Consider the following 20,394-nt stretch of genomic DNA (forward strand, 5'->3'; position numbering starts at 1 on the left):
TCGATGTTCCCGCGCGTCCGGCTGTCCGCCGGGTGAGGTGCTCCGCTTCGGCGCCACGTTCGAGCTGTGCGGCGTCCACCTCGTGCGCGGCGCGGTATACTTCGAGCGTCTCGAACTCTTTCGGGCGGGAGCACTTCGATGAGCGCTGCCAGGCCACCCTTCGGACCGCAGGTCTTCACGCCAGCAGACGGCGCGTTCGAGCAGCGCGTTCGCGCCAGCTTCGCGCGCCAGCGCGTCATGAACACCCTCGGCGCGGAGCTGACCTCCGTATCGCCGGGCGAGGTCGTCATCGAGCTGCCATTCCGAGAGGACCTCACGCAGCAGCACGGGTATCTGCACGCGGCCATCGTCACGGCCATCGTCGACAGTGCATGCGGCTACGCCGCGTACTCGCTGATGCCCGCGGACGCCGCCGTCCTGACGGTGGAGTACAAGGTGAACTTTCTCGCGCCTGCCGCGGGCCGCAGGTTCGTCGCGCATGGGTGGGTGATGAAGCCCGGCCGGACGCTCACAGTCACCACGGGCGAGGTGGTCGCGGAGACCGAGGCGGGCCTGAAACCCGTCGCAACCATGCTCGCGACGATGATGACGGTGAGCGGTCGGGACGTCTCGGGCTGAGGCGTCTCGAGGTCAGTGCCGCGCCAGGCGCTCAATGTGCATGGGCGCGCCGATGACGGTCATGGCAACCCCCGAAGTGCGGGTGACGGCGCGCGCAACGACAGGTTTCGTGCGCGCCATTCCGGAGCCCCGAGACTGCGGGACCTGTCAACGCGGATGAGGCAACCAGTCCTCGAACCTTCTTTTCAGCGCAGCTCGTTGGCTATGGACTGTCGTCTCGAGTCGCGGGGCCCGAGGTGGCAGGGCGTGGCGGAGTCTGGGCGGGGAGGTAGCACGCGCCCTTGTATTCAAGGCCGCCCCATTCAGCACAGTCCTTCAGGTCCACGGGTAGCTTCGTCCAACAACCGCCGTTGATGGCGACCTGCACCTTGCCGGGACAGCGGCCGTGGCCGTCCGGGCGCCGCTGCCCTGGGACGGGTTTCGGTGGCACGTCTACCGCGATGGAGGACCACACGGAGGGGGCTCGCTTGGGCGCCACCGGCGCCGTCAGGACGGAGTCCCCGACGGCCACGGTGCCGGCATCCTTCGTCTCTTCCTGCTCCGCGCGGTGGGACGTCGTGGGCTCCTCGGGAGGGCTCACTCTCCGCAGCCCCCCGGCGCTCAGTGCCAGTACACCTGCGAGGCCGGCGGCGGCGAGCCAGGGCCACCTGCGCATGGGAGGAGGGCGCCGCACCGTGACGCGCTGGGGGAGGGGAAAGAGGCCCGCGGGCCGAGGCTCTTCTCCCGTGAAGAGCGGCACATCCGCCTCGCGTCCCGCGTTGCGCGCGGCCTGCTCCAGCGCTTCGGCCACCTCCCGCGCGCTGCCTCGCGCCTCGGGGCGGGGCGAGAGCATCCGGGACACCAGGGCGCTCAGCTCTGGAATGCAGCGGGGGTTGCAGACTCGCGCCGTCCAGTGCGCCAGCTCCTCGGTGCGCCAGAGCCAGGCCTCCGCCTTCTCCCAGGGGTGGGCGGACGGAGGGTACTTCCCGGTGACGAGGCGATAGGCGGTGACACCCAGGGCGAAGAGGTCATCCGCGGGCCCCGGGGCATACGGGACGGGCGGGGGCTTTCGGGGGCCGAAGACGAAGCGCCACGCCTCGGGCGAGCGGTAGGACGGGGTGCCGGGAGGAAAGAGGTGAGAGGTGAGGGTGGCAGCGCCCAGGTGGTGTCCTGAGCCGAAGTCCATGAGGAAGGCCTGGCCGTCTGCGCGCCGGACGAGGACGTTGTCACCCTTCACATCGCGGTGGAGGCCTGCTGCCGAATGGGTGGCTTCCAGGGCGCGGGCCAGCCGGGCCAGAAGCTGAAGCACCTGTCGTGAAGACGGGCGCTGTGCCTGGGCCCACTCATAGAGCGGCGAGCCCTCCACCCACTCCATGACGAGCCAGGCGTAGGAGACGCCCTCGTGGGGCTGCCAGTGGCCACTGTCCAGGAGGCGGGGGACGGCGGGGTGGTGGACGCGGGAGAGCAGTTCGGCCTCACGCGCGAAGCGCCCACCCCCCGGGTGCAGGGCCAGCTTGAGGGCCACGACGTGCGCGTCCTGCTGCGCTTCGTGCACGGCGCGGTAGACGACACCGTAGGCGCCCCGGCCGCGCTGCCCGAGCAGCCGCCACGGGCCGATTCGCGTCCCGGGGGGCAGGCTTCCCGGATTGAGGTCATCAGACTCCATGAGGCACCCCGTGAGGCGGCCCGCGCCGCGCCCGAGGAGACTACTCGCGAGGTAGTGGAACTCCAACGTCATCCAGCAGGTGGACGGCAGCCAGTACACCCGTATGCTCTGCTCTCCGGGGGGGCCCCATGACAACGCCAGTACCACCGCCGCGGAACACCTGGGCCGAGCGCGTCGCCCTGGTCCGCCGGTTTCACGAGATGGAGTCCCGTCTCACTGCGCCCGTCAGCGAGCGGATGCTCGACCTGGCCCTGCTCCGGCCCGGGATGAGGGTGCTCGATGTGGCCTCAGGCATGGGCGAGCCCTCCCTGCGCGCAGCGCAACGGGTAGGCCCCTCCGGCTTCGTGCTGGGCACCGACCTGGTCGACGGCATGCTGGACGTCGCGCGGGAGCAGGCACGCGCCCAGGCCCTCTCGAACATCGAGTTCCGTGCCGGGGATGCGGAGACGCTCGAGCTGCCGGAGCAGTCCTTCGATGCAGCCACCGTGCGCTGGGCGCTGATGTACATGCCCCGGCCCGAGCGTGCGCTCGAGCGGATATGGCGAGCGCTGCGTCCCTCCGGACTCCTGGTGTGCGCATGCTGGGCGGGGCCCGAGCAGGTCGAGTACGCGTCGCTGCCGCGCAGGACCCTGGCCCGCTTCCGTGCCCTGCCTCCCATCGAGCCCGATGCGCCGGGCGTGTTCCGCTTCTCCGACCCCGAGCAGCTGCACGCGGTGTTGATGCGCAGCGGATTTGCCATGGACCACGTCGAGGCGATGCGCGTCCCGGTGATGGAGGCCGCGGATGGCGCGGGCGTCATGCGCTGGATTCGCGAGTTCGCGGGCTCCCTGGCGAGGCTCGCGGCGGAGCTGCCGCCGGAGGTTCAGCGGGCGTGGGAGGAGGAGGTTGCTCGCGAGTGCGAGCCTCATCGAACGGGCGACAAGGTCATGCTCGGCGGAGTGACGTGGCTCGTCGTGGCGAGGAAGACGGTGCCCGGACCCTCAGGGAGACCTGAGGTCACTCCGGACCCTTCCGCTCTGAAGCCGGGCGCATGACGGCGCGCTTCATCCGGCATCAAAAAGAAAAAGCGTATTACCAGAGAATATCCGGCTTCCCGGACGTTGTGGATTTGCCTCACCACAACCCGAGGAGAAGCACTGTCATGCGAACCCCATTCTCATGGCTGACGGAACCGCTGCGTCCGCTGGCCCTATCCATCCTCACCTCCACCCTGTTGGCGCCCCTGCCCGTCCTCGCGGGAGCGAGGACTGACTCCGCCGACACCCGCCCCGCCGAGGAAGTACTGGCGGCGGGGAAGACCACCCTGACCCCGGCCCGCGTCATCGACATGGGCCGGTCGACGCCCGCCGAGGACGGCCCGGCCCGCCCCGGCGTGGCCCCCGTGTCCCTGGGCCGCTATGCCCTGACGACCAGCGAGGGCCTCGCCTTCCATCGCACCGACCGGCCCGTCCACGCGCTGCGCACCATCGACGTCAACGGCGCGTCGCTGCAGCTCTACACGTGGGACGAGCAGCTGTCGGATGGCACCCGCCAGTCCCACTACGCCTTCAGCCGAGGAGGAGTCCTCCCCGTCGGCCGCGTGCGTGAGACGACGTACCTGGTCCGCCTCCAGGAGGCGCAGTTCGACCCCCTGAAGGGCCCCAGCCCGCTGCGCGCCGCCAACCTGCTGGCCGCGGACACCGGGAACCAGCTCCACCTGGTGCAGTTCCTGGCCGCGCCCATGCCCGAGTTCCGCGAGGCCATCGAGGCCGCCGGCGGCAAGGTGCTGCGCTTCCTCACGGACCACACCTACCTGGTGGAGATGGACCGGGACGTGAAGGCCCGCGTGGCGCAGCTGGGCTACGTGCGGTGGATTGGTGACTACCACCCCGAGTACCGGCTGGAGCGCGAGCTGAGAGATGCGCTGATGGGCGTGGCGCCGCGGCTGCCCGAGACGCAGCGCTACTCCATCATGCTCGGCGAGGGCGGCCGTGAGCGGCAGAACGTCCTGGCGAAGTTCGTGGAAGGCGTCGGCGGCCGGGTCGAGCTCGTCGAGGAAGGTGGCCTGCGCGTCGAGGCGACGCTCACGCAGGACCAGCTCCAGCGGGTCGTCCGTGCCAACGAAGTGCAGTTCATCGACCGCTGGGGCGGCCCCGGTGAGACGGACATGAGCATCGTCCGCCAGGTCGGCGGCGCCAACTCCGTGGAGGCGCTCCGGGGCTGGACGGGCCAGGGCGTGCGCGGAGAGGTCTTCGACACCGAGCTGCTGGACGACCACCAGGAGTGGCCCACCCCGCCCATCATCCACAGCACCGGCATCACGGGCGGCCTCCACGGAACCTCCTCCTACAGCAACATCTTCGCCCGGGGCGTGGACGCGGACGCCCGCGGCATGATTCCCAGCGCCCAGGGCATCTTCTTCCGCCACAGCGAGTCCTCCCAGTTCGGTGGCGCGAAGTCCCGCTACACCATCAACCAGGAGCTGACGGACCCCGCCGGCCCCTACCGCGCGGTGTTCCAGACGTCCAGCGTGGGCAGCACCCAGGTGACGACGTACACCACCATCTCCGCCGAGGTGGACGACTACCTCTTCAAGCACCCCATCCTCAGCACGCAGTCGCAGAGCAACCTGGGCAGCCGGAACTCACGCCCGCAGGCGTGGGCGAAGAACATCGTGTCCGTGGGCGCGTTCAACCACATGAACACGGCGTCGCGCACGGATGACAACTGGGACTTCACCGGCAGCATCGGCCCCGCGCAAGACGGCCGCATCAAGCCGGACCTGTCCTACTTCTACGACGACATCCACTCGGCCTCCGGCGGCGGCACCACCAACTACACCGAGTTTGGCGGCACCAGCTCCGCCACGCCGCAGACGGCGGGCCACTTCGGCCTGCTCTTCCAGATGTGGTACCAGGGCGTGTGGTCGGGCCACGGCGGCGGACCGGACGTGTTCACGACGCGGCCGCAGATGGCCACCGCCAAGGCCCTGATGATCAACATGGCCCACCGCTACAACTGGCTGGCGGGCGGCAGCAACGCGGACATCGACCGCTTCAAGCAGGGCTGGGGCACCGCCAACGTCCAGCGCCTGCTGGACCGCGCGGCTGTCACCCACATCATCAACGAGACGGACGTGCTCGCCCCGCTGGGCTCCAAGAGCTACAACTTCAGCGTCGCCTCCGGGCAGACGGAGCTGAATGTGACCATGGTCTACACCGACCCCATGGGCACCGTCGGCGCGGCCCATGCGCGCATCAACGACCTGTCGCTGAAGGTGACGTCTCCCACGGGCGTCATCTACTGGGGCAACAACGGCCTGACGGCGGGCAACACGTCCACCTCGGGCGGCGTCTCCAACAAGCTCGACACGGTGGAGAACGTCTTCCTCGCCAACCCCGCGGCCGGCATCTGGCGCGTGGAGGTGCTGGCGGATGAGCTCGTCCAGGACGCCCGCCTGGAGACGGCGGCGATGGACGCGGACTACGGCCTGGTGGTGAGCGGCGGCCGCATCCTGGCCAGCGACCCCGAGACGACGATTCCGAGCTTCAGCAACACCTACAGCAACGCCACCCAGACACGCGGCATGTGGTTCACCGCGCCCACCCAGTTCACCATCACCGCGCTGCAGGTGCCCAACGAGGCGGCCCACCCGCTGCAGAACCTCGAGGTGGTGCGCTTCAACCCGGGCGTGACGCCGCCGACCTATACCGCCACCACCAACGCGTTCACCTCGCTCTTCCGGGCGGTGGGGGTGTCCTCGGGGCAGCTCGTCTCCGTCAAGATTCCCGTCTACGCGGGTGACGTCATCGGCATCCTCGGCGCCACGGGCGACTCCACGATGATGCACAACTCGTACTCCACCGGAGACAGCGGGCTGTACGTCACCTCCATCTTCGGGCAGCCGATGACGCTGAACCGGCTGGGCATGCAGTTCAACCTCGCCAGCAACAACGCCCAGGCCCTGTTCAACGCGGCTGGCTCCATCAGCCGGGTGCGCATGTTCTACGCCCCGCTCCAGCAGGCGCCGCTGCCCGTCTACAGCACCACCTTCAGCAGCCCCACGCTGACGCGTGGCATGTGGTTCACCGCGCCGACCAGCTTCATCCTCACCGGCGTGCAGGTGCCCAACGAGGCCGGCCATGCACTGCAGAACGTCCAGGTGGTGCGCTTCAACCCGGGCGTGACGCCGCCCGCGTACTCCGCCACCACCAACGCCTTCACCTCGCTGTTCCGCTCCGTCGGCCAGCCGTCGGGTCAGGTGCTCCGGACGTTCATCCCCATCAGCGCGGGAGATGTGATTGGCGTGCTGGGCGCCACGGGTGACTCCGCCATGGTGCACAGCTCCTACTCGTCGAGCATCAGCGGGAGCTACAGCAGCTCCATCTTCGGCAGTCCGATGGCGCTCCACCGACTGGGCATGCAGTTCAACCTCGCCACCACCACCGCCCAGGCGCTGTGGACCGAGCCGGCCGGCAGCATCAGCCGCGTCTCGCTGTTCTACACGCGGCCCGGCCTGGTGAGCGAGGAGCGCGCGCTCACCTTGACGATGCAGTAGCCGCTTCGTGAGGAACGGGCCCGCTCGGAAGTCTGTCCGGGCGGGCCCGTCGCGGTTGGCGCCCGGTGGAAAGACGGGGGCCTGCCCTCGAAAATCCGGGGTGCAGGCCCCAACCCCGGGGCCAACCCGTTGAATTTCCAGGCCCGCGGGATGCGCATGGCGCTTGCTACCAGGGACAGTCATTCTCACTCCGAAAGGACTGGACCCCGATGGCCTCGACCCTGCTGAGGGCCTGTGTATTCACCGCCGTATTGGGATTGGTGGCCTGCCGCTCCGACGCCCGGAAGCCCAGGGAGCGCGGGGTTCCGGCCCCCGGGGAGCTGGTGGCCTCGGACAAGGAGCGGGTGGCGGCGCCTGTCGTTTCCGACGCCGACTTCGCCTCGCTCATCCAAGGCAACACCGACTTCGGCGTGGCCATGTACCGGCAGGTGGAGAAGCCCGGTGAGAATGTCGTCCTGTCTCCGCTCAGCCTCACCCGGGCCTTCAGCATGGTGTACGCCGGAGCGCGCGGTGACACCGCGTCGCAGATGGCGCAAGCGCTGGGCTTCGCCCTGCCTCCGGAGCGGCTGCACCCCGCGCTCAATCGACTGGACCTGGCGCTCCAGGCCCAGGCGGGGCAGGCCCATGGCGACACCGGTACCGCGCCGACCTTCCGCGCGGTGAATGCCCTGTGGAGCCAGAAGGGGTATTCCCTCGAGACGCCCTACCTGGATGTGCTCGCCGAGCACCATGGCGCGGGCCTGCGCGCGCTGGACATCGCCGCGGACCCGGACGGCGTGCGCCGCTCCATCAATGCCTGGGTCTCCGGCGAGACGGGCGGACGCATCCAGGACCTGATTCCCGAGGGCGAGGTGCGCGCGGACACGCGCCTGGTCCTGGCCAATGCCCTGTACTTCAAGGGGGCCTGGCGTGCGCCGTTCATGCCCCAGATGACCCGTCCGGAGACCTTCCACGGCCTGGGGGGCGCCACCGCCACGGTCCCCATGATGAGCACCTCGTGGGTGTTCCCCGTCGCGGCGGGTGACGGCTATGACGCCGTCGCGCTTCCCTATGTGGGCCGCGCCTTCCGCATGCTCATCGTCGTTCCCGACGCGAATCGCTTCCAGGAAGTGGAGCAGCGCCTGTCCGCCACGTTCCTGGACACCGTGCGCGCGAACCTGCGCGACGCGCACGTGATGCTGCACCTGCCTCGCTTCGAGGTGAAACAGTCGCTCCCTATCGTGGACGCGCTGCGGGCCCGGGGAATGGTGGATGCCTTCAACGCCCAGGCGGACCTGTCTGGCATCACCCGCCAGGAGCGCTTGATGCTTACCGGCGCGCAACACCAGACGTTCGTGGCCGTGGACGAGGGCGGCACCGAGGCCGCCGCTGCCACCGCCATCGAGGGTGTCCCCGTGTCCCTTCCCCCGGAATTCCGGGTGGACCGCCCGTTCTTCTTCGTCATCGAAGAGGTGGCGACGAAGAGCGTGCTCTTCCTGGGGCGCATCGTGAAGCCCTGACAGGTGGCTGAGGGAAGCCTGGGGCTACGTCTTCGTGTTGCTCAGGATGCGAATCTGACTATTGATCCAGGGGATGTAGCTGGAGACCCGGGCATAGACGCCGGGAAGGCCTGGCCTCGCGCAGCCAACGCCAAAGCTCACGATTCCCTGGAGCACGGGTTTATTGTCCGCTCCGCGAACGAAGAGCGGCCCCCCGCTGTCGCCCTGACAAGCATCCTTGCCCCCCTGCTTATACCCAGCCCCGAGCATCGCATAAGGGTCGATATCGATACCCTGAGGTCGGTAGGCCGCCGCCAGTTCCCGACTCCCGATAATGGGGACAAATACCTGCATCAGGATGCTGGAAGTCTCAGCTCCGCCCTCGCGCGTGAGGCCCCACCCCGCCACCGTCGCGGAGGCATTGTCCGGGACGGTCTCATCAGCGCTCGGGAGCGCAATGGGCTGGACCGTGGCGGTGAACTTGATGGGCCTGGCGAGCTTGACGACGGCGATGTCGTTCATCGTCGTGTCCGGGTTGTAGGCCGGATGGTACCGGGTCGTCTGTCCTTGGACGGTCTGGACACCCGCCCCTGGCCTCGAGAGGTCGTGAGCACCCGCGGAGGCCGTCAAACCCGACGTGCCGTCGTAGACGCAGTGCGCGGCCGTGACCACGATGTCGGACTCCTCTCTCGTGCCTGTCCGAATCAGCGAGGCGCCGCAGAAGTGGCTCCCGTGCTGCTGCAAGCTGACAATCCAGGGGTGGCTCCCCGGTCGCGCCTCCACCCCTCCGACTATCTCCTGGTCGAGGCTCTCCACCGCATCGACACCCTCCACCTCCGAACCACCACAGCCCAGCAGCCCCACCGCGACAACGACTCCCAGCACGAAGCGCATCGACCCCTCGAAGTTCAAGTTCGATGCGCCCTGTGCAAACCGACGGCCACGCTCGCGGGTGGAACGCCGTGAGGGCGCCAGCGCACGGAACCCGCCTTGAAGCGAGCCGTTGACGTGTCAGGCCACGTCCGGGGCGCCCCCCGGACACGTCACGTTTGCTCCGCACGGACTGGACGTGCGCTGAAGCACCGGCCCGGAGCCGCGCGCGCCACGGAGGCGTCCCGTCAGGGCTGCGTCTGGGGCGTGAAGCTCCAGGTGAAGGTGAGATCCGAAGCGGAGAAGGTCTTCGCGAAGCGCCCATCCGGCAGGACGGTGGGTGGATTCACATACACTCCGTTGTTCACGTCATTGGTGGTGAGGAGTCCTCCCGTGACGGTGTAATGGGGACTATCGCAGTCCGGGCCCGTCACCTGCTCCGCGACGCTCGAGTTGTCCGCCAGCGCGGCGACGTACGCGCGCGCCGGCTGCTTCAGCCAGTCCGCCAACGCGGGGTCGGGGCTGTGCAGCTCGGGGAACGGGTTCGTCTCCAGGAAGCCGGAGAAAGGAAGCAGCACGAAGTTGGCGGGGCCGAAGCTGTACGAGCAGGGGCTGCTACCGTAGCTCACCTCGAGGGAGAAGGAGCCGCTCGGGGACAGGAGCAGGTTCGCTCCGAGCCGGAGCGTGTCCGGGAGCTGCGGGTGCTTGAAGTCGAGCCTCGTCGCCGAGGCCTCCACCTCGAAGGTCACCGCGGCCACGCCCTTGCGCCCCATCCCCGTCCAAGTCGGGTGATGATCGAGGGCGGTCGATGTGCCCTGAAGCTTCCAGCAGCCGATGTTGTTGCGCTTCAGGTAGGGCGCCCGGGGGGCCGTCACGCTGCCGCCCTGCTCGGTCTCCGCATTGCTCAGGATGATGACCAGGTGCTGCGCGCGCTGGTTCTTCATGTCCCGGCAGAGCCCGACGAACTCGTAGTCGGACCAGTCCTCCTCCTGCCAGGCGCCGGAGCCGTCCATCCACAGCGCCTGCACCTTGAGGTGCTTGCCCGCCTTCTTCGGCTCGAAGAAGCCGTTGTAGAAGAGCACCGAGCGGGTCGCCGGGTCCTTGAAGTCGAAGTAGTAGACGCGGTGCGAGAGGTTCTTCAGCTCCGGCCCCAGGTCGTCCTTCTTCTCCGGCGAGCCGCCGAGGTCGCCGGGCGCGTCCACCGTCTTCACCGTCTCACCCAGCGCGTCCCACGTCGTGAAGGACGCGGGCTTCGCGTCCACCGGGGCCTGGTTCCACAGCAGCTTCCCGAAGAGCGGCCAGTGCTTCTGGAAGCCGCCCGGCACGACGGCGTCGATGGCCTCCACGCCGGTGTCGTAGGACTGCGTCGCCGCGAGGATGCCCTTCACCGTCGACGGGCCGAGCGTGTTGGCAATGTACTGGATCCAGAGATAGGCGCCGTAGTCGCGCTCCGCGTCGGACTTGCTCGCGCTGCAGTGGCCCTTGGTGCGGTCCTGGAGCGGAAGCTCGGGCGTGCTCAGGTAGCAGCTCGCGAAGTCCTGCTCGAGCTGGAGGGACTTGCCGTACACGGCGTCGATGGCCCAGTTGGCGACCGCGTCGCGAAGCCACCCATAGCTGGCCTGGAAGGAAGCAGTCTTGAACGCCCAGTGGCTGGCGTGCATCAGCTCGTGCGCGGCGGAGGCCTTGAGCTCGTCGGTGGACAGCGACGAGTCCACCATGATGAACACGGAGGACTGATACGGCGCGCCAAACTCGGGGACCGTGAGGCCGCGGAAGTCGACGTTGCGCACGAGGAACACATCGAGCTTCGGGCTGTTGAGCGAGCAGCCTCCTCCCGTGTCCGGAAGGGGCTCGGGGAAGCCGAGCGTGTCGATGAGCCTGGGCCAGATGTCCTTCTCGATGGCCTCCGACACGATGGCGGCCTTCGCCTTCTGACCGGGGACGGTGAACTGGTACCAGACGTTGACCTTTGCCTGGGGGGAGTTGACGAAGTCCCACCCGTCGGTGCTCGCCTTGCAGGTGGGACGTCCGTTGCCGAGCCCCTGTCCGCTTCCGGGAGGCGCGAGCCAGCTCGCGCCGTCGGCGGGCGGCACCAGGTACGGGTCCACCGCGGCCCGTGTCTCGGCGGACAGCGTGTCGTACTGGTCGATGACGTCCTGGAGCACCTCGGTCTCGAAGGCGCCGCTCGCGCGCCCCTTGTACTGGAAGGGCAGGCGCGGGTCGGAGAAGGCGGCATAGACGCGGTAGGTGAGCAGCTCCTGCGGCGTGAGGAGCCCCGCCTCGGCGGCCTCGGCGAGGTACTCCTCGGAGCTCTGCATGTCCTCCGGAGCTTCGATGACCAGCACCGCCACCGGCGGGCTCGAGACGCGTCCGGCGGAAGCGGTCACCAGCGACACGCCACCGAAAGCGCCCTGGACGCGCCCGTCCTCGACGCCGGCCACGGTGGCGTCGGTGCCGGACCAGGTGAAGCTCACGTCCTTCAGCAGCGCGCCGTCCTCGTCGTAGGCGAACGCCGCCAGCGTCAGCTGCTCCCCCACCCACAGGAAGCCCTGGTCCGGGGTGACGACGATGCGGTCCACCTTCGCGTTGTCGGAGCCGGCATCCGGGTCATCGTTGTCGTCGTTGTCGTCGTCGTTGGAGCCGGTGCAGGCGGCCAGGGCCACAAGGAGTGCGAGCAGGAAGCGCGGAGGAGTCGACCGTGAGCACATGGGTTCACCCAGAGTGAGCCGGTGACTCTACGCCCCCGCCTGGGAGGCGCAACCGGCGACCTCGAGCTCCTCCATTCATGGGCTGTCGTCTCGAGCCGCGGGGCCCGAGGTGGCAGGGCGTGGCGAAGTCATGGCGGGGAGGTAGCACGCGCCTTCGTATTCAAAGCCGTCCCAATCATCACAGTCCTTCACGTCCACGGGCAGCTTCCTCCAGCAACCGCCGTTGATGGCGACCTGCACCTTGCCGCGACAGCGTCCGTGGCCGTCCGGGCGCCGCTGCCCTGGGACGGGTTTTGGTGGCAGGTCTACCGCGATGGAGGCCCACACGGAGGGGGCGCGCTCGGGCGCCTCCGGCGCTGTCAGTACGGAGTCCCCGACGGCCACGGTGCCGGCATCCTTCGTCTCTTCCTGCTCCGCGCGGTGGGACGTCGTGGGCTCCTCGGGAGGGCTCACGCTCCGCAGCCCCCCGGCGCTCAGCGCCAGTGCGCCTGCGAGGCCGGCGGCGGCGAGCCAGGGCCATCTCCGCATGGGAGGAGGGCGCCGCACCGTGACGCGCTGGGGGAGGGGAAAGAGGCCCGCGGGCCGAGGCTCATCTCCCGTGAAGAGCGGCACATCCGCCTCGCGTCCCGCGTTGCGCGCAGCCTGCTCCAGCGCTTCGGCCAACTCCCGCGCGCTGCCTCGCGCCTCGGGGCGGGGCGAGAGCATCCGGGACACCAGGGCGCTGAGTTCTGGAATGCAGCGGGGGTTGCAGACTCGCGCCGTCCAGTGCGCCAGCTCCTCGGTGCGCCAGAGCCAGGCATCCGCCTTCTCCCAGGGGTGGGCGGACGGAGGGTACTTCTCGGTGACGAGGCGATAGGCGGTGACACCCAGGGCGAAGAGGTCATCCGCGGCCCCCGGGGCATAGGGGACGGGCGGGGGCTTTCGGGGGCCGAAGACGAAGCGCCACGCCTCGGGCGAGCGGTAGGACGGGGTGCCGGGAGGAAAGAGGTGAGAGGTGAGGGTGGCAGCGCCCAGGTGGTGTCCGGAGCCGAAGTCCATGAGGAAGGCCTGGCCGTCTGCGCGCCGGACGAGGACGTTGTCACCCTTCACATCGCGGTGGAGGCCTGCTGCCGAATGGGTGGCGTCCAGGGCGCGGGCCAGCCGGGCCAGAAGCTGAAGCACCTGTCGTGAAGACGGGCGCTGTGCCTGGGCCCACTCATAGAGCGGCGAGCCCTCCACCCACTCCATGACGAGCCAGGCGTAGGAGACGCCCTCGTGGGGCTGCCAGTGGCCACTGTCCAGCAGGCGTGGGACGGCGGGGTGGTGGACGCGGGAGAGCAGCTCGGCCTCCCGTGCGAAGCGCCCATCCCCCGGGTGCAGGGCCAGCTTGAGGGCCACGACGTGCGCGTGCTGCTGCTCTTCGTGCACGGCGCGGTAGACGACACCGTAGGCGCCCCGGCCGCGCTGCCCCAGCAGCCGCCACGGGCCGATTCGCGTCCCGGGGGGCAGGCTTCCCGGATTGAGGTCATCAGACTCCATGAGGCACCCCGTGAGGCGGTCCGCACCGCGCCCGAGGAGACTACTCGCGAGGTAGTGGAACTCCAACGTCATCCGGCAGGTGGACCACGGCCCCCCACCGGACTGACGTGGGGAGGCGTGGGAGCGCGCTCGGAGTCAACACTGGCCCGAGCTGTAGATGGAGCTGTTCGCGAGTCGGCCGAGCCTGTGGCGCCGTGACGGGTAGCGAGTTGCAATATGGTGCCGGACAGATGCTCCCCCTACAACGCTGGCTGCCACCGGACGAAGCCGCTTCCTACCTGCGGCCGTACGACGCGTTCCGGAGCACCGGTGCCCGCATCGGTATGGATGTCGATGCCTCGGTGCTCTCCCACGGCATCTCCAACAGCGGTGCCGGGCTGTTCTCGGGAGGACGGGTCGCGTCGCTCGTCCTCGAGAATGACCGGGGCTCGACCTTCGTCGACGGCGACCTGCTCGTCGACGGGTGGCTGGAGAACCCGGGCGGGCTCGTCTTCGTGCGTGGCAACCTCATCGCGCAGACGCTCTTCACCAGCGGCTACCTCATCGTGCTCGGAGAGCTCCGTGTCCGGCGCCTGTTCGGCGAGGACGAGCCGGACGGCACCTACGTCTTCGGCGACGCCCACGTCGAGAGCGCGGTCTTCTCCCACAACCATCTCTTCGACGTGTGGGGGACGACCACGCTCGGAGAAGAGGTCCACGACGAAGTGAACGGGCGCGAGGCGATGCGGCAACGGCTCGTCGACTGGAGCGTGCTCTCCGACCCGCGTGCCGATTACTACCTCGACGAGGTCCAGCGCGGCCTGCGCGCCCTGGCCGAACAGTGGGGTCCGCTGCCCGAGGACCTTGCCGCGCGGCGGTACACGCCGAAGCCAACGGAGGTCCTTGTCGCCGAGAAGACCGCGGCTCCCCGGCCCGACGTCATCATCGAGCTCGAGCGTTGGCTCGACGAGGCGGGGCTGACGCAGCGGCAGCAGCTCGAGGCGCTCCGCACCCACTGGCTCCCCCGGCTGACGGACGCGGAGGCCCGGGTCGAGGCGCGGCGCCTCATTCGCAAGGCCCTCAACTCGAAGAAGCTCGTCGGGGAGCGGGACGCCCTGCTGCGCGCGCTCGAATAGCCCGCCCGCTTGTCCGGGAGGGCTCGCAACAGGCGCAACAGGCAAAGGGCCAGGAGTTGAGAGGGACTCCCCCAGGACTCCAGGCCCTTCGTCACCCTTCAAGCCCTGCTCAGAACATCGAGAGCTCGTACGAGCGAACCGTGCCCGTGCTCTGGCTGTACATCAGCACGTACGGCTTGCCACCCTGCATGAACGGCACGACAGTGGTCGCGCCCGTGAACATCGTGCCGGCGAAGGCGTCGGCGGACGTCGTGCCATCGAGCGCGAGGCGCTTCGTCGAAGCGCTGCCGGTTCCAGGCTGATACGCGAGCACATGGCCCGGCCCATTGAAGGCCAGCGTCTTCAGGTTCATGCCAGTGGCCAGGGTCGCGCTGGAGAGCACGCTCACCCCGTTGGACACGATCCTGTCGTGGTGGATGAGGCCGTTGGCGGCGTTGTACGCCACCAGGTGCGGCGTCCCCCCGATGTCGTAGGCGGCGAAGTGCGTGAAGCCGGTGCCCCACGTGCCCGACCAGGTCGTGGTCGAGTCGCTACCCGTCGAGTTCAGCTTCTCGTGGCGCACGGCGCCCGTGTTCTTGTTGTACAGGAGCAGGTAGTTCTCACCATTCATGACGAACGGTTCGATGCTCGTGAACCCGGCCGGCCAGGTCTTGATGGCCTTGATGATCGGCCCCTGCAGGTTGCTGGGGAACGTGTCGTAGTGCGCGTCGCCCGTCGTGCTGTTGTAGGCGATGAAGTATGGGTAGTTGTTGATGGAGTACGGCGCGAAGTGGGTGAAGCCGGTGCCCCACGTATAGCTCCACACGGTGTTCGTGCCATTCGCGTTCGCGTAGAACTTGTCGAAGTGCACGGCGCCGGTGCTGGTGTTGTACGCCAGTTGATGCGGCTCGCCATTCAGGGTGAAGGGCATGAGTGTCGTCCACCCGGTCCCCCACGTCCCGCTGAACACCTGACGCACGGGACCAGACGTCGGCAGGCTGAGCGACAGGCCATCGACGTGCTCTACGAAGAACACCTGCGGGGTCGGCGACACCGCGGGGTCGTAGCGGACGAAGGTCTGCTCCTTCCTCCCATTGGGGAAGTCCCAGGCCTTGACGCTGCTCGCGGCAATGCCATCGAACGTGCCAATCAGCGAGACGTCTGAGGTCACGGAGACGTTGTAGCGCTGCCCATCGCCAACGTCATTGATGCGCAGCGGGTAGGTCCCTGCCTGATAGCCGCTGAACGCGACCTTGTGCTGGCTGCCCAGCGTGAAGGTCATGCGATAGCCGCCGAGGTTGGCGTCCCACACCTTCTGCGGGGTGTAGCGGCCGTACGCGATCATCATCGCGAACCCGGCGTTCATCTGGCCCTTGATGTAGTCGTTCGTGACGTGCCGCGTCTGGTCGCTGAAGTCACGGAAGGCGGCACCGACGGTATCGTTGACGAGGACGCTGGTGCTCCATGCGCAGGAGCCGTAGACGTCCGGGGCACAGCCCGTGGGAAACTTGCGAACCGTCGTGGACGCCGTGTCGAAGTCCTTGAGCAGCTCGTGGAAGTACATCGGCTGCGCCGCGTTTGCCCAACGGTACTGCTGCGTGACCTGTTCGTAGGCCTTCGTGGTCGCCAGCGGGGGAGTGGCGCCGTTGTTGCCGGCCACGAGGGTGTCCCAGGTCAGCGTACGGTCGGTCAACGCTCGCGGACTGGTCCGATTGGCGAGCGCCGTGTTCACGACCGTGGCGATGGATGTGTCGTAACACCCCCAGGGGCTCATCGACTGCACGTCGACGTCGATCAGGTTGCTCGTCTGGCTCAGGAGCGGCATGCCGAGGACCGTGCACGTACCGCTCGTGCCCGTCGGGCAATCCATCGAGCTGCCGACCTTGATGTCCCCACGGACCTCTCCCAGCACCTCTTCGCCGACGTTTTCGGTGCCCTCCGGCGCGCCACATCCGGCGAACGACAGGGACAACGACAGCAAGCAGGCTGCTCTGAAATACGTCTTCACGGGCTGGGCTCCATTCGAGGGCTGGTGGTCAGCCCCAGGTAAACGCCCAGTGCACGAAACCTTCTCGTGCGATGATTCGTTCCGGTCCGCTGCGACTCCCGGCGGTGAGCGTCAAGGATGAAGGCCTCCACGTGCGGCAGAGTAGGCTCTCGGGCTCATGAAAGGACCGCTCCGCATGGAACAGCCCTACTCTGTATTGCGTGTGGAGGACCCTGATACCGGCAACCGCGCCCGGCTTCACTACACGCGCGACCACCCTTTGCGCAGCTGGATGACCGGGGTGGCGTTTGCCGCGCCGCCGCCCACGCCCATCGCGCTGGGGCTGCGCGGCACGGATGAAGAAGGGTGGGTGCTGGGGGATTTGTGGCTGACGCCGATTACTGTCATGTCCCGTCGCCTGCACACGGCGCTGGTGCAGGCGGGGGTGGATAACCTCGCGGTTTATCCGGCCACGTTGCGCGACCCCCTGACCGAGACAGTCGCTACCGATTTCGTCGCATTCAACCTGATCGGCAAGCGGCCCAGGGCGGAGCCAAGTGGGGCGTTGTTGTTCCGCCTGGCGGAGGCGGTCAATGTCATCTTGATTCATGACTCCGTCCGCCGCGCGGTCGAGGAGGCGGGCATCGACACCCTGGCCTTTGTCGACCCCGAAGATTTCGCGGGCTGAGGAGGAAGGACTCCAGGTGCGCGCCTCCTGGGCGGATGGAGCTGGCCTCGCTCGCGAGGTCGACGCCCTTCAAGAAAACGAGCGCCTCGAAGTGGTGGCCCGGGTCTGTACCGCACCGGATTGTTGAGACACCAGGTTGGTCGTCATCAGGCAGCTTGCTTCTGCATCAGCTCCCGCCAGGCCTCGCCAGCGCGGACGCCCTCAGCTCCGTGTTCACCGCTCCGTGAGAGAGGCGCGCGGGGCTGCGCGCGAAGCCAGCCGGCGCGCACGAACGGCCACGCGCGGAGCACGTTCCGACGCGAAAGCAGGTGGGGCGGGCGCTGGAGGCTGCGCCCCGCGCCTCATGAGCGCTTCGAGGCTCCGCGCGCGGCGTCGACACTCCAGATGCCGGAGCCATGCGCCGCGATGTAGAGGAACACGAAGCAGTAGAGCGCCGCGAGCTCGCCCTTGTTCACGATGGGGAGGATGTTGCCCCCGGCGGGAGCCACGTGCCCGATGAAGAAGGCCACCGCCATGGTGCCGCTGCAGATGAAGGCCGCGGGGCCCGCGAACAGCCCGAGGAGGACGAGCGCGCCGCCCACGAACTCGATGGCGCCCGCGCCGTAGATGATGAACGGCGGCGCCCCGGGGGGCGTGCCGCCGAACAGGCCGAAGAGCTTCTGCAGCCCGTGATGCAGGAACATGAATCCAGTCATGATGCGGAGGAGCGCGTAGATGCGTTCGGCGTGGGGCCGCAGGAATCCCATGGGGACCTCCGAAAATGAGGCGGGCAGCCTACGACGGACCGGCCTCCGGCGCGGCTTCCCCCGGGATGTCCCGGCGTCAACGCGTGAACAGATGCTGCGGCATCCCTCGCGCGACGCGAGGGGCTGCCCCGGCGTCAGCTCTCCTGGATGATGGACAGCACGTTGCCTGCCGGGTCCTTGAACCAGGCAATCACCGGCCCTTCTCCCCGGAAGATGCCCTTCGCGTCGGTGTCCGCGGCGAACTGCGGGTAGCGCTCGAAGCGCACTCCACGCGCGGTCAGCTCGTCGACGACCTTCTCCACGTCCCGCACCGGGAAGTTGAGGATGGTGAACGTCGCGGGGACGTGGTCCTCCTTGGGATAGGCCATGACGTCACGGCCTCCGGCGAGGTGCAGCACCAGCAGGCCGTCCTCCTCCGACACCTTCAGGCCCAGCGTCTCCGCGTAGAACCTCCGCGCGGCCTGGATGTCCTTGACCGAGAACCCGCTGAACGCCTGGGTCTCCCCCAGCTTCACAGTGTCTGCTTCCATTGTCGCGACTCCATCCGGCGAGATGACGCGGTGCAGTTCCTCATGGCCATCGTGAGGGCGCCCGGGACGGCCCGCAGCGAGGGGCACACGCTCCGCTCGGTCTCCCGCACGGTGAGCAGGCCCGCTTGCAAGGCAACGCCCACGCGGCAGCGGGGTTGCGCGGTGGCGGTGCCCCTTCGATAATGAGCCGCATGTTCGCGTACTACATCCGGCTGCGCTGAGCCGCGGCAACGAACCGTCGCCGTGAGTCCGTCCCGCCCACCCGGCGTGGACGCGCCACGCGCACGTGCGTCGCTGCCGCCTTCCGTGCCCCCTTTCCCTCTCGAAAGGTCCGGGCGCGAAGCGCATGCCCCGGGTGCCCTGTGAGTCCTGCACCGCTCCGAGCACGCCCGTCACGGGTGCTCACGTGACGAGCGCGCAGGGTCCCCCGCGACGGACATGAGCCCCCGCCTCGGGCCCTCCCCTGTCGTTCCGGAGAAGGCCTCACCATGCCTCAGCGCAACCCTCGTTTCCGCGGTCCCTCGCAGCACGGCCCCAGCGCCCTCCTCGTCGCAGTCCAGCTCCCCCACGCCGAGGACGCCGAAGTCTCGGCCTCCCTCTCCGAGTTGGAGAGGCTCGTCCTCGGGCTCGGCCTCCGCGTGGCCGGCACCACCCTCCAGAAGCGGCCCAACGCCACGTCGCCCTCGCTGCTCGGAGAGGGCAAGCTGCGAGAGCTCGCGGCCCTCACCGGGGGCCCTGGCGCGAGCACTCCAGGACCTCGCGCGCACGCACGGCCTCAGGAGGCGAGTCCGGAGGCGTCCGGCCCGGACGGGGCGGGGGCGACGCGAGTGGACGTGGTCGTCATCGACTCGGACGTCACTCCGGGGCAGCTCCGGAACCTGGAACTGGCGCTCGGCTGCGAGGTGCTGGACCGCACGGCGGTCATCCTGCGGGTGTTCGAGCAGCGCGCCCGGACGCAAGAGGCACGCCTGGAGGTCGAGCTCGCGCGGCTCGCCTATGAGGCACCCCGCATCCGCGACGACGCCTCGCTCGGAGACCGCGAGGGAGGTGGCGGGCGCGGAGGCCGGGGACATACGAATGTCGAGCTCGCCCGGCAGCGCTCCCGCGAGCGGATGGCCGACCTGCGCCGGGAGCTGGACGCGGCACGGGCCACCCACGCCACCCACCGGCTGCGCAGGAAGGACGTGCCCCTGGTGGCCCTGGTGGGCTACACGAACGCCGGGAAGTCCTCCCTGATGCGGGCCCTGACGGGCAGCGAGGTCCTGGTGGAGGACGCGCTGTTCGCGACGCTCGGCACCACGGTCCGCGCGCTCCAGCCGGAGACGACGCCGCGCATCCTCGTCTCCGACACGGTGGGCTTCATCCGGAACCTGCCGCATGCGCTCATCGCGTCGTTCCAGTCCACGCTCGACGAGGCTCGCGACGCCTCGCTCCTGCTGTACGTCGTCGATGCCGCGGACCCGGAGCTGCTCACGCAGCTCGACGTCACCCGCCGCGCCATCGACGCGCTGGGAGCGGCGGCGACGCCCTCGCTCGTCCTGCTCAACAAGATTGACCGCGTGAGCCCCGAGGGACGAGCGCTGCTGGCCCGGCAGTTCCCGGAGGCCTTGCAGACCTGCGCCCACGACGCGGAGGACCTGCGGCGGCTCCGGGAGAGCCTCGTCGCCTTCTTCGAGGCGGCCATGGCCACCGAGACACTCGAGGTGCCCTACGCGCGCGGCGCGTTGCTCGGAGAGGTCCGGGCCAGCGCCCGCATCGTTTCGGAGGAGTACTCCGAGCGCGGGGTGACCCTGGTCGTGCGAGCGCCGGCTTCCGTGCTCGCGCGGCTGAAGCGGCTCCACGGACGCTGAGGCTCGGGGGACCCGGCTCCAGGAAAGGCCGGGTCTCCTGTACCGGGCCCGTCGCATGAAAATGTATAGTCCGGCCAGCGAGGGGGGCCGTTCGAAGAGGCACGAAGGCTCGCCCCCCCGGGAAC

Annotated in this window: 14 protein-coding genes; 7 read left to right on the forward strand and 7 right to left on the reverse strand. The window is 68.8% G+C overall.

Features of this window, described 5'->3' with window-relative positions:
• The first annotated feature begins 138 nt into the window (after nucleotides 1–138).
• Entirely contained in the window at nucleotides 139–618 is a 480-nt protein-coding gene (locus G4D85_RS20930; protein WP_164014646.1) for a PaaI family thioesterase, read from the forward strand.
• 202 nt (nucleotides 619–820) lie between these two features.
• Here the strand turns inward: G4D85_RS20930 and G4D85_RS20935 are convergent, their stop codons facing one another.
• Nucleotides 821–2,362, reverse strand: a complete 1,542-nt coding sequence (locus G4D85_RS20935) for a serine/threonine protein kinase (RefSeq protein ID WP_338052901.1) — start codon at nucleotides 2,360–2,362, stop codon at nucleotides 821–823.
• 29 nt (nucleotides 2,363–2,391) lie between these two features.
• Here G4D85_RS20935 and G4D85_RS20940 point away from each other — a divergent pair, with 29 nt between their 5' ends.
• From G4D85_RS20940 to G4D85_RS20950, 3 genes are all read left to right on the forward strand, one after another.
• Nucleotides 2,392–3,297, forward strand: coding sequence for a class I SAM-dependent methyltransferase (locus G4D85_RS20940; RefSeq protein WP_164014648.1), 906 nt, complete (start codon nucleotides 2,392–2,394; stop codon nucleotides 3,295–3,297).
• 107 nt (nucleotides 3,298–3,404) lie between these two features.
• Nucleotides 3,405–6,800, forward strand: a complete 3,396-nt coding sequence (locus G4D85_RS20945) for a S8 family serine peptidase (protein ID WP_164014650.1) — start codon at nucleotides 3,405–3,407, stop codon at nucleotides 6,798–6,800.
• Nucleotides 6,801–7,009: 209 nt separating this feature from the next.
• Nucleotides 7,010–8,299: a serpin family protein gene (locus tag G4D85_RS20950; protein WP_164014652.1), complete on the forward strand. Its 1,290-nt coding sequence runs from the start codon at nucleotides 7,010–7,012 to the stop codon at nucleotides 8,297–8,299.
• A 24-nt stretch (nucleotides 8,300–8,323) separates the two neighbouring features.
• Here G4D85_RS20950 and G4D85_RS20955 read toward each other — a convergent pair whose 3' ends face one another.
• The 3 genes from G4D85_RS20955 to G4D85_RS20965 form a co-directional block, all read right to left on the reverse strand.
• Complete coding sequence (locus tag G4D85_RS20955) at nucleotides 8,324–9,172, reverse strand: serine protease (RefSeq protein ID WP_164014653.1); 849 nt, start codon at nucleotides 9,170–9,172, stop codon at nucleotides 8,324–8,326.
• Nucleotides 9,173–9,396: 224 nt separating this feature from the next.
• Complete coding sequence (locus G4D85_RS20960; RefSeq protein ID WP_164014655.1) at nucleotides 9,397–11,856, reverse strand: hypothetical protein; 2,460 nt, start codon at nucleotides 11,854–11,856, stop codon at nucleotides 9,397–9,399.
• A 75-nt stretch (nucleotides 11,857–11,931) separates the two neighbouring features.
• Nucleotides 11,932–13,374, reverse strand: coding sequence for a serine/threonine protein kinase (locus G4D85_RS20965; RefSeq protein ID WP_240359411.1), 1,443 nt, complete (start codon nucleotides 13,372–13,374; stop codon nucleotides 11,932–11,934).
• 230 nt (nucleotides 13,375–13,604) lie between these two features.
• Between G4D85_RS20965 and G4D85_RS20970 the strand changes: the two genes are divergently transcribed.
• On the forward strand, nucleotides 13,605–14,489 hold the full coding sequence (locus tag G4D85_RS20970; protein WP_164014657.1) for a hypothetical protein: 885 nt from the start codon (nucleotides 13,605–13,607) through the stop codon (nucleotides 14,487–14,489).
• Nucleotides 14,490–14,598: 109 nt separating this feature from the next.
• On the opposite strand, the gene G4D85_RS20975 is transcribed toward G4D85_RS20970, so the two are convergent.
• On the reverse strand, nucleotides 14,599–16,476 hold the full coding sequence (locus G4D85_RS20975) for a hypothetical protein (RefSeq protein WP_164014659.1): 1,878 nt from the start codon (nucleotides 16,474–16,476) through the stop codon (nucleotides 14,599–14,601).
• A 175-nt stretch (nucleotides 16,477–16,651) separates the two neighbouring features.
• Here G4D85_RS20975 and G4D85_RS20980 point away from each other — a divergent pair, with 175 nt between their 5' ends.
• Nucleotides 16,652–17,143, forward strand: a complete 492-nt coding sequence (locus G4D85_RS20980) for a hypothetical protein (protein WP_164014661.1) — start codon at nucleotides 16,652–16,654, stop codon at nucleotides 17,141–17,143.
• A gap of 341 nt (nucleotides 17,144–17,484) precedes the next feature.
• On the opposite strand, the gene G4D85_RS20985 is transcribed toward G4D85_RS20980, so the two are convergent.
• Entirely contained in the window at nucleotides 17,485–17,889 is a 405-nt protein-coding gene (locus G4D85_RS20985; RefSeq protein WP_164014664.1) for a DoxX family protein, read from the reverse strand.
• 134 nt (nucleotides 17,890–18,023) lie between these two features.
• Nucleotides 18,024–18,419: a VOC family protein gene (locus tag G4D85_RS20990; RefSeq protein WP_164014666.1), complete on the reverse strand. Its 396-nt coding sequence runs from the start codon at nucleotides 18,417–18,419 to the stop codon at nucleotides 18,024–18,026.
• Nucleotides 18,420–18,907: 488 nt separating this feature from the next.
• Between G4D85_RS20990 and hflX the strand changes: the two genes are divergently transcribed.
• The gene (gene hflX / locus G4D85_RS20995; protein WP_164014668.1) at nucleotides 18,908–20,269 is read left to right on the forward strand and encodes a GTPase HflX; all 1,362 of its coding nucleotides are present in this window, start codon (nucleotides 18,908–18,910) and stop codon (nucleotides 20,267–20,269) included.
• The last annotated feature ends 125 nt before the right edge of the window (nucleotides 20,270–20,394 follow it).

The organism is Pyxidicoccus trucidator, from assembly GCF_010894435.1.
GTDB classification, from domain to species: domain Bacteria; phylum Myxococcota; class Myxococcia; order Myxococcales; family Myxococcaceae; genus Myxococcus; species Myxococcus trucidator.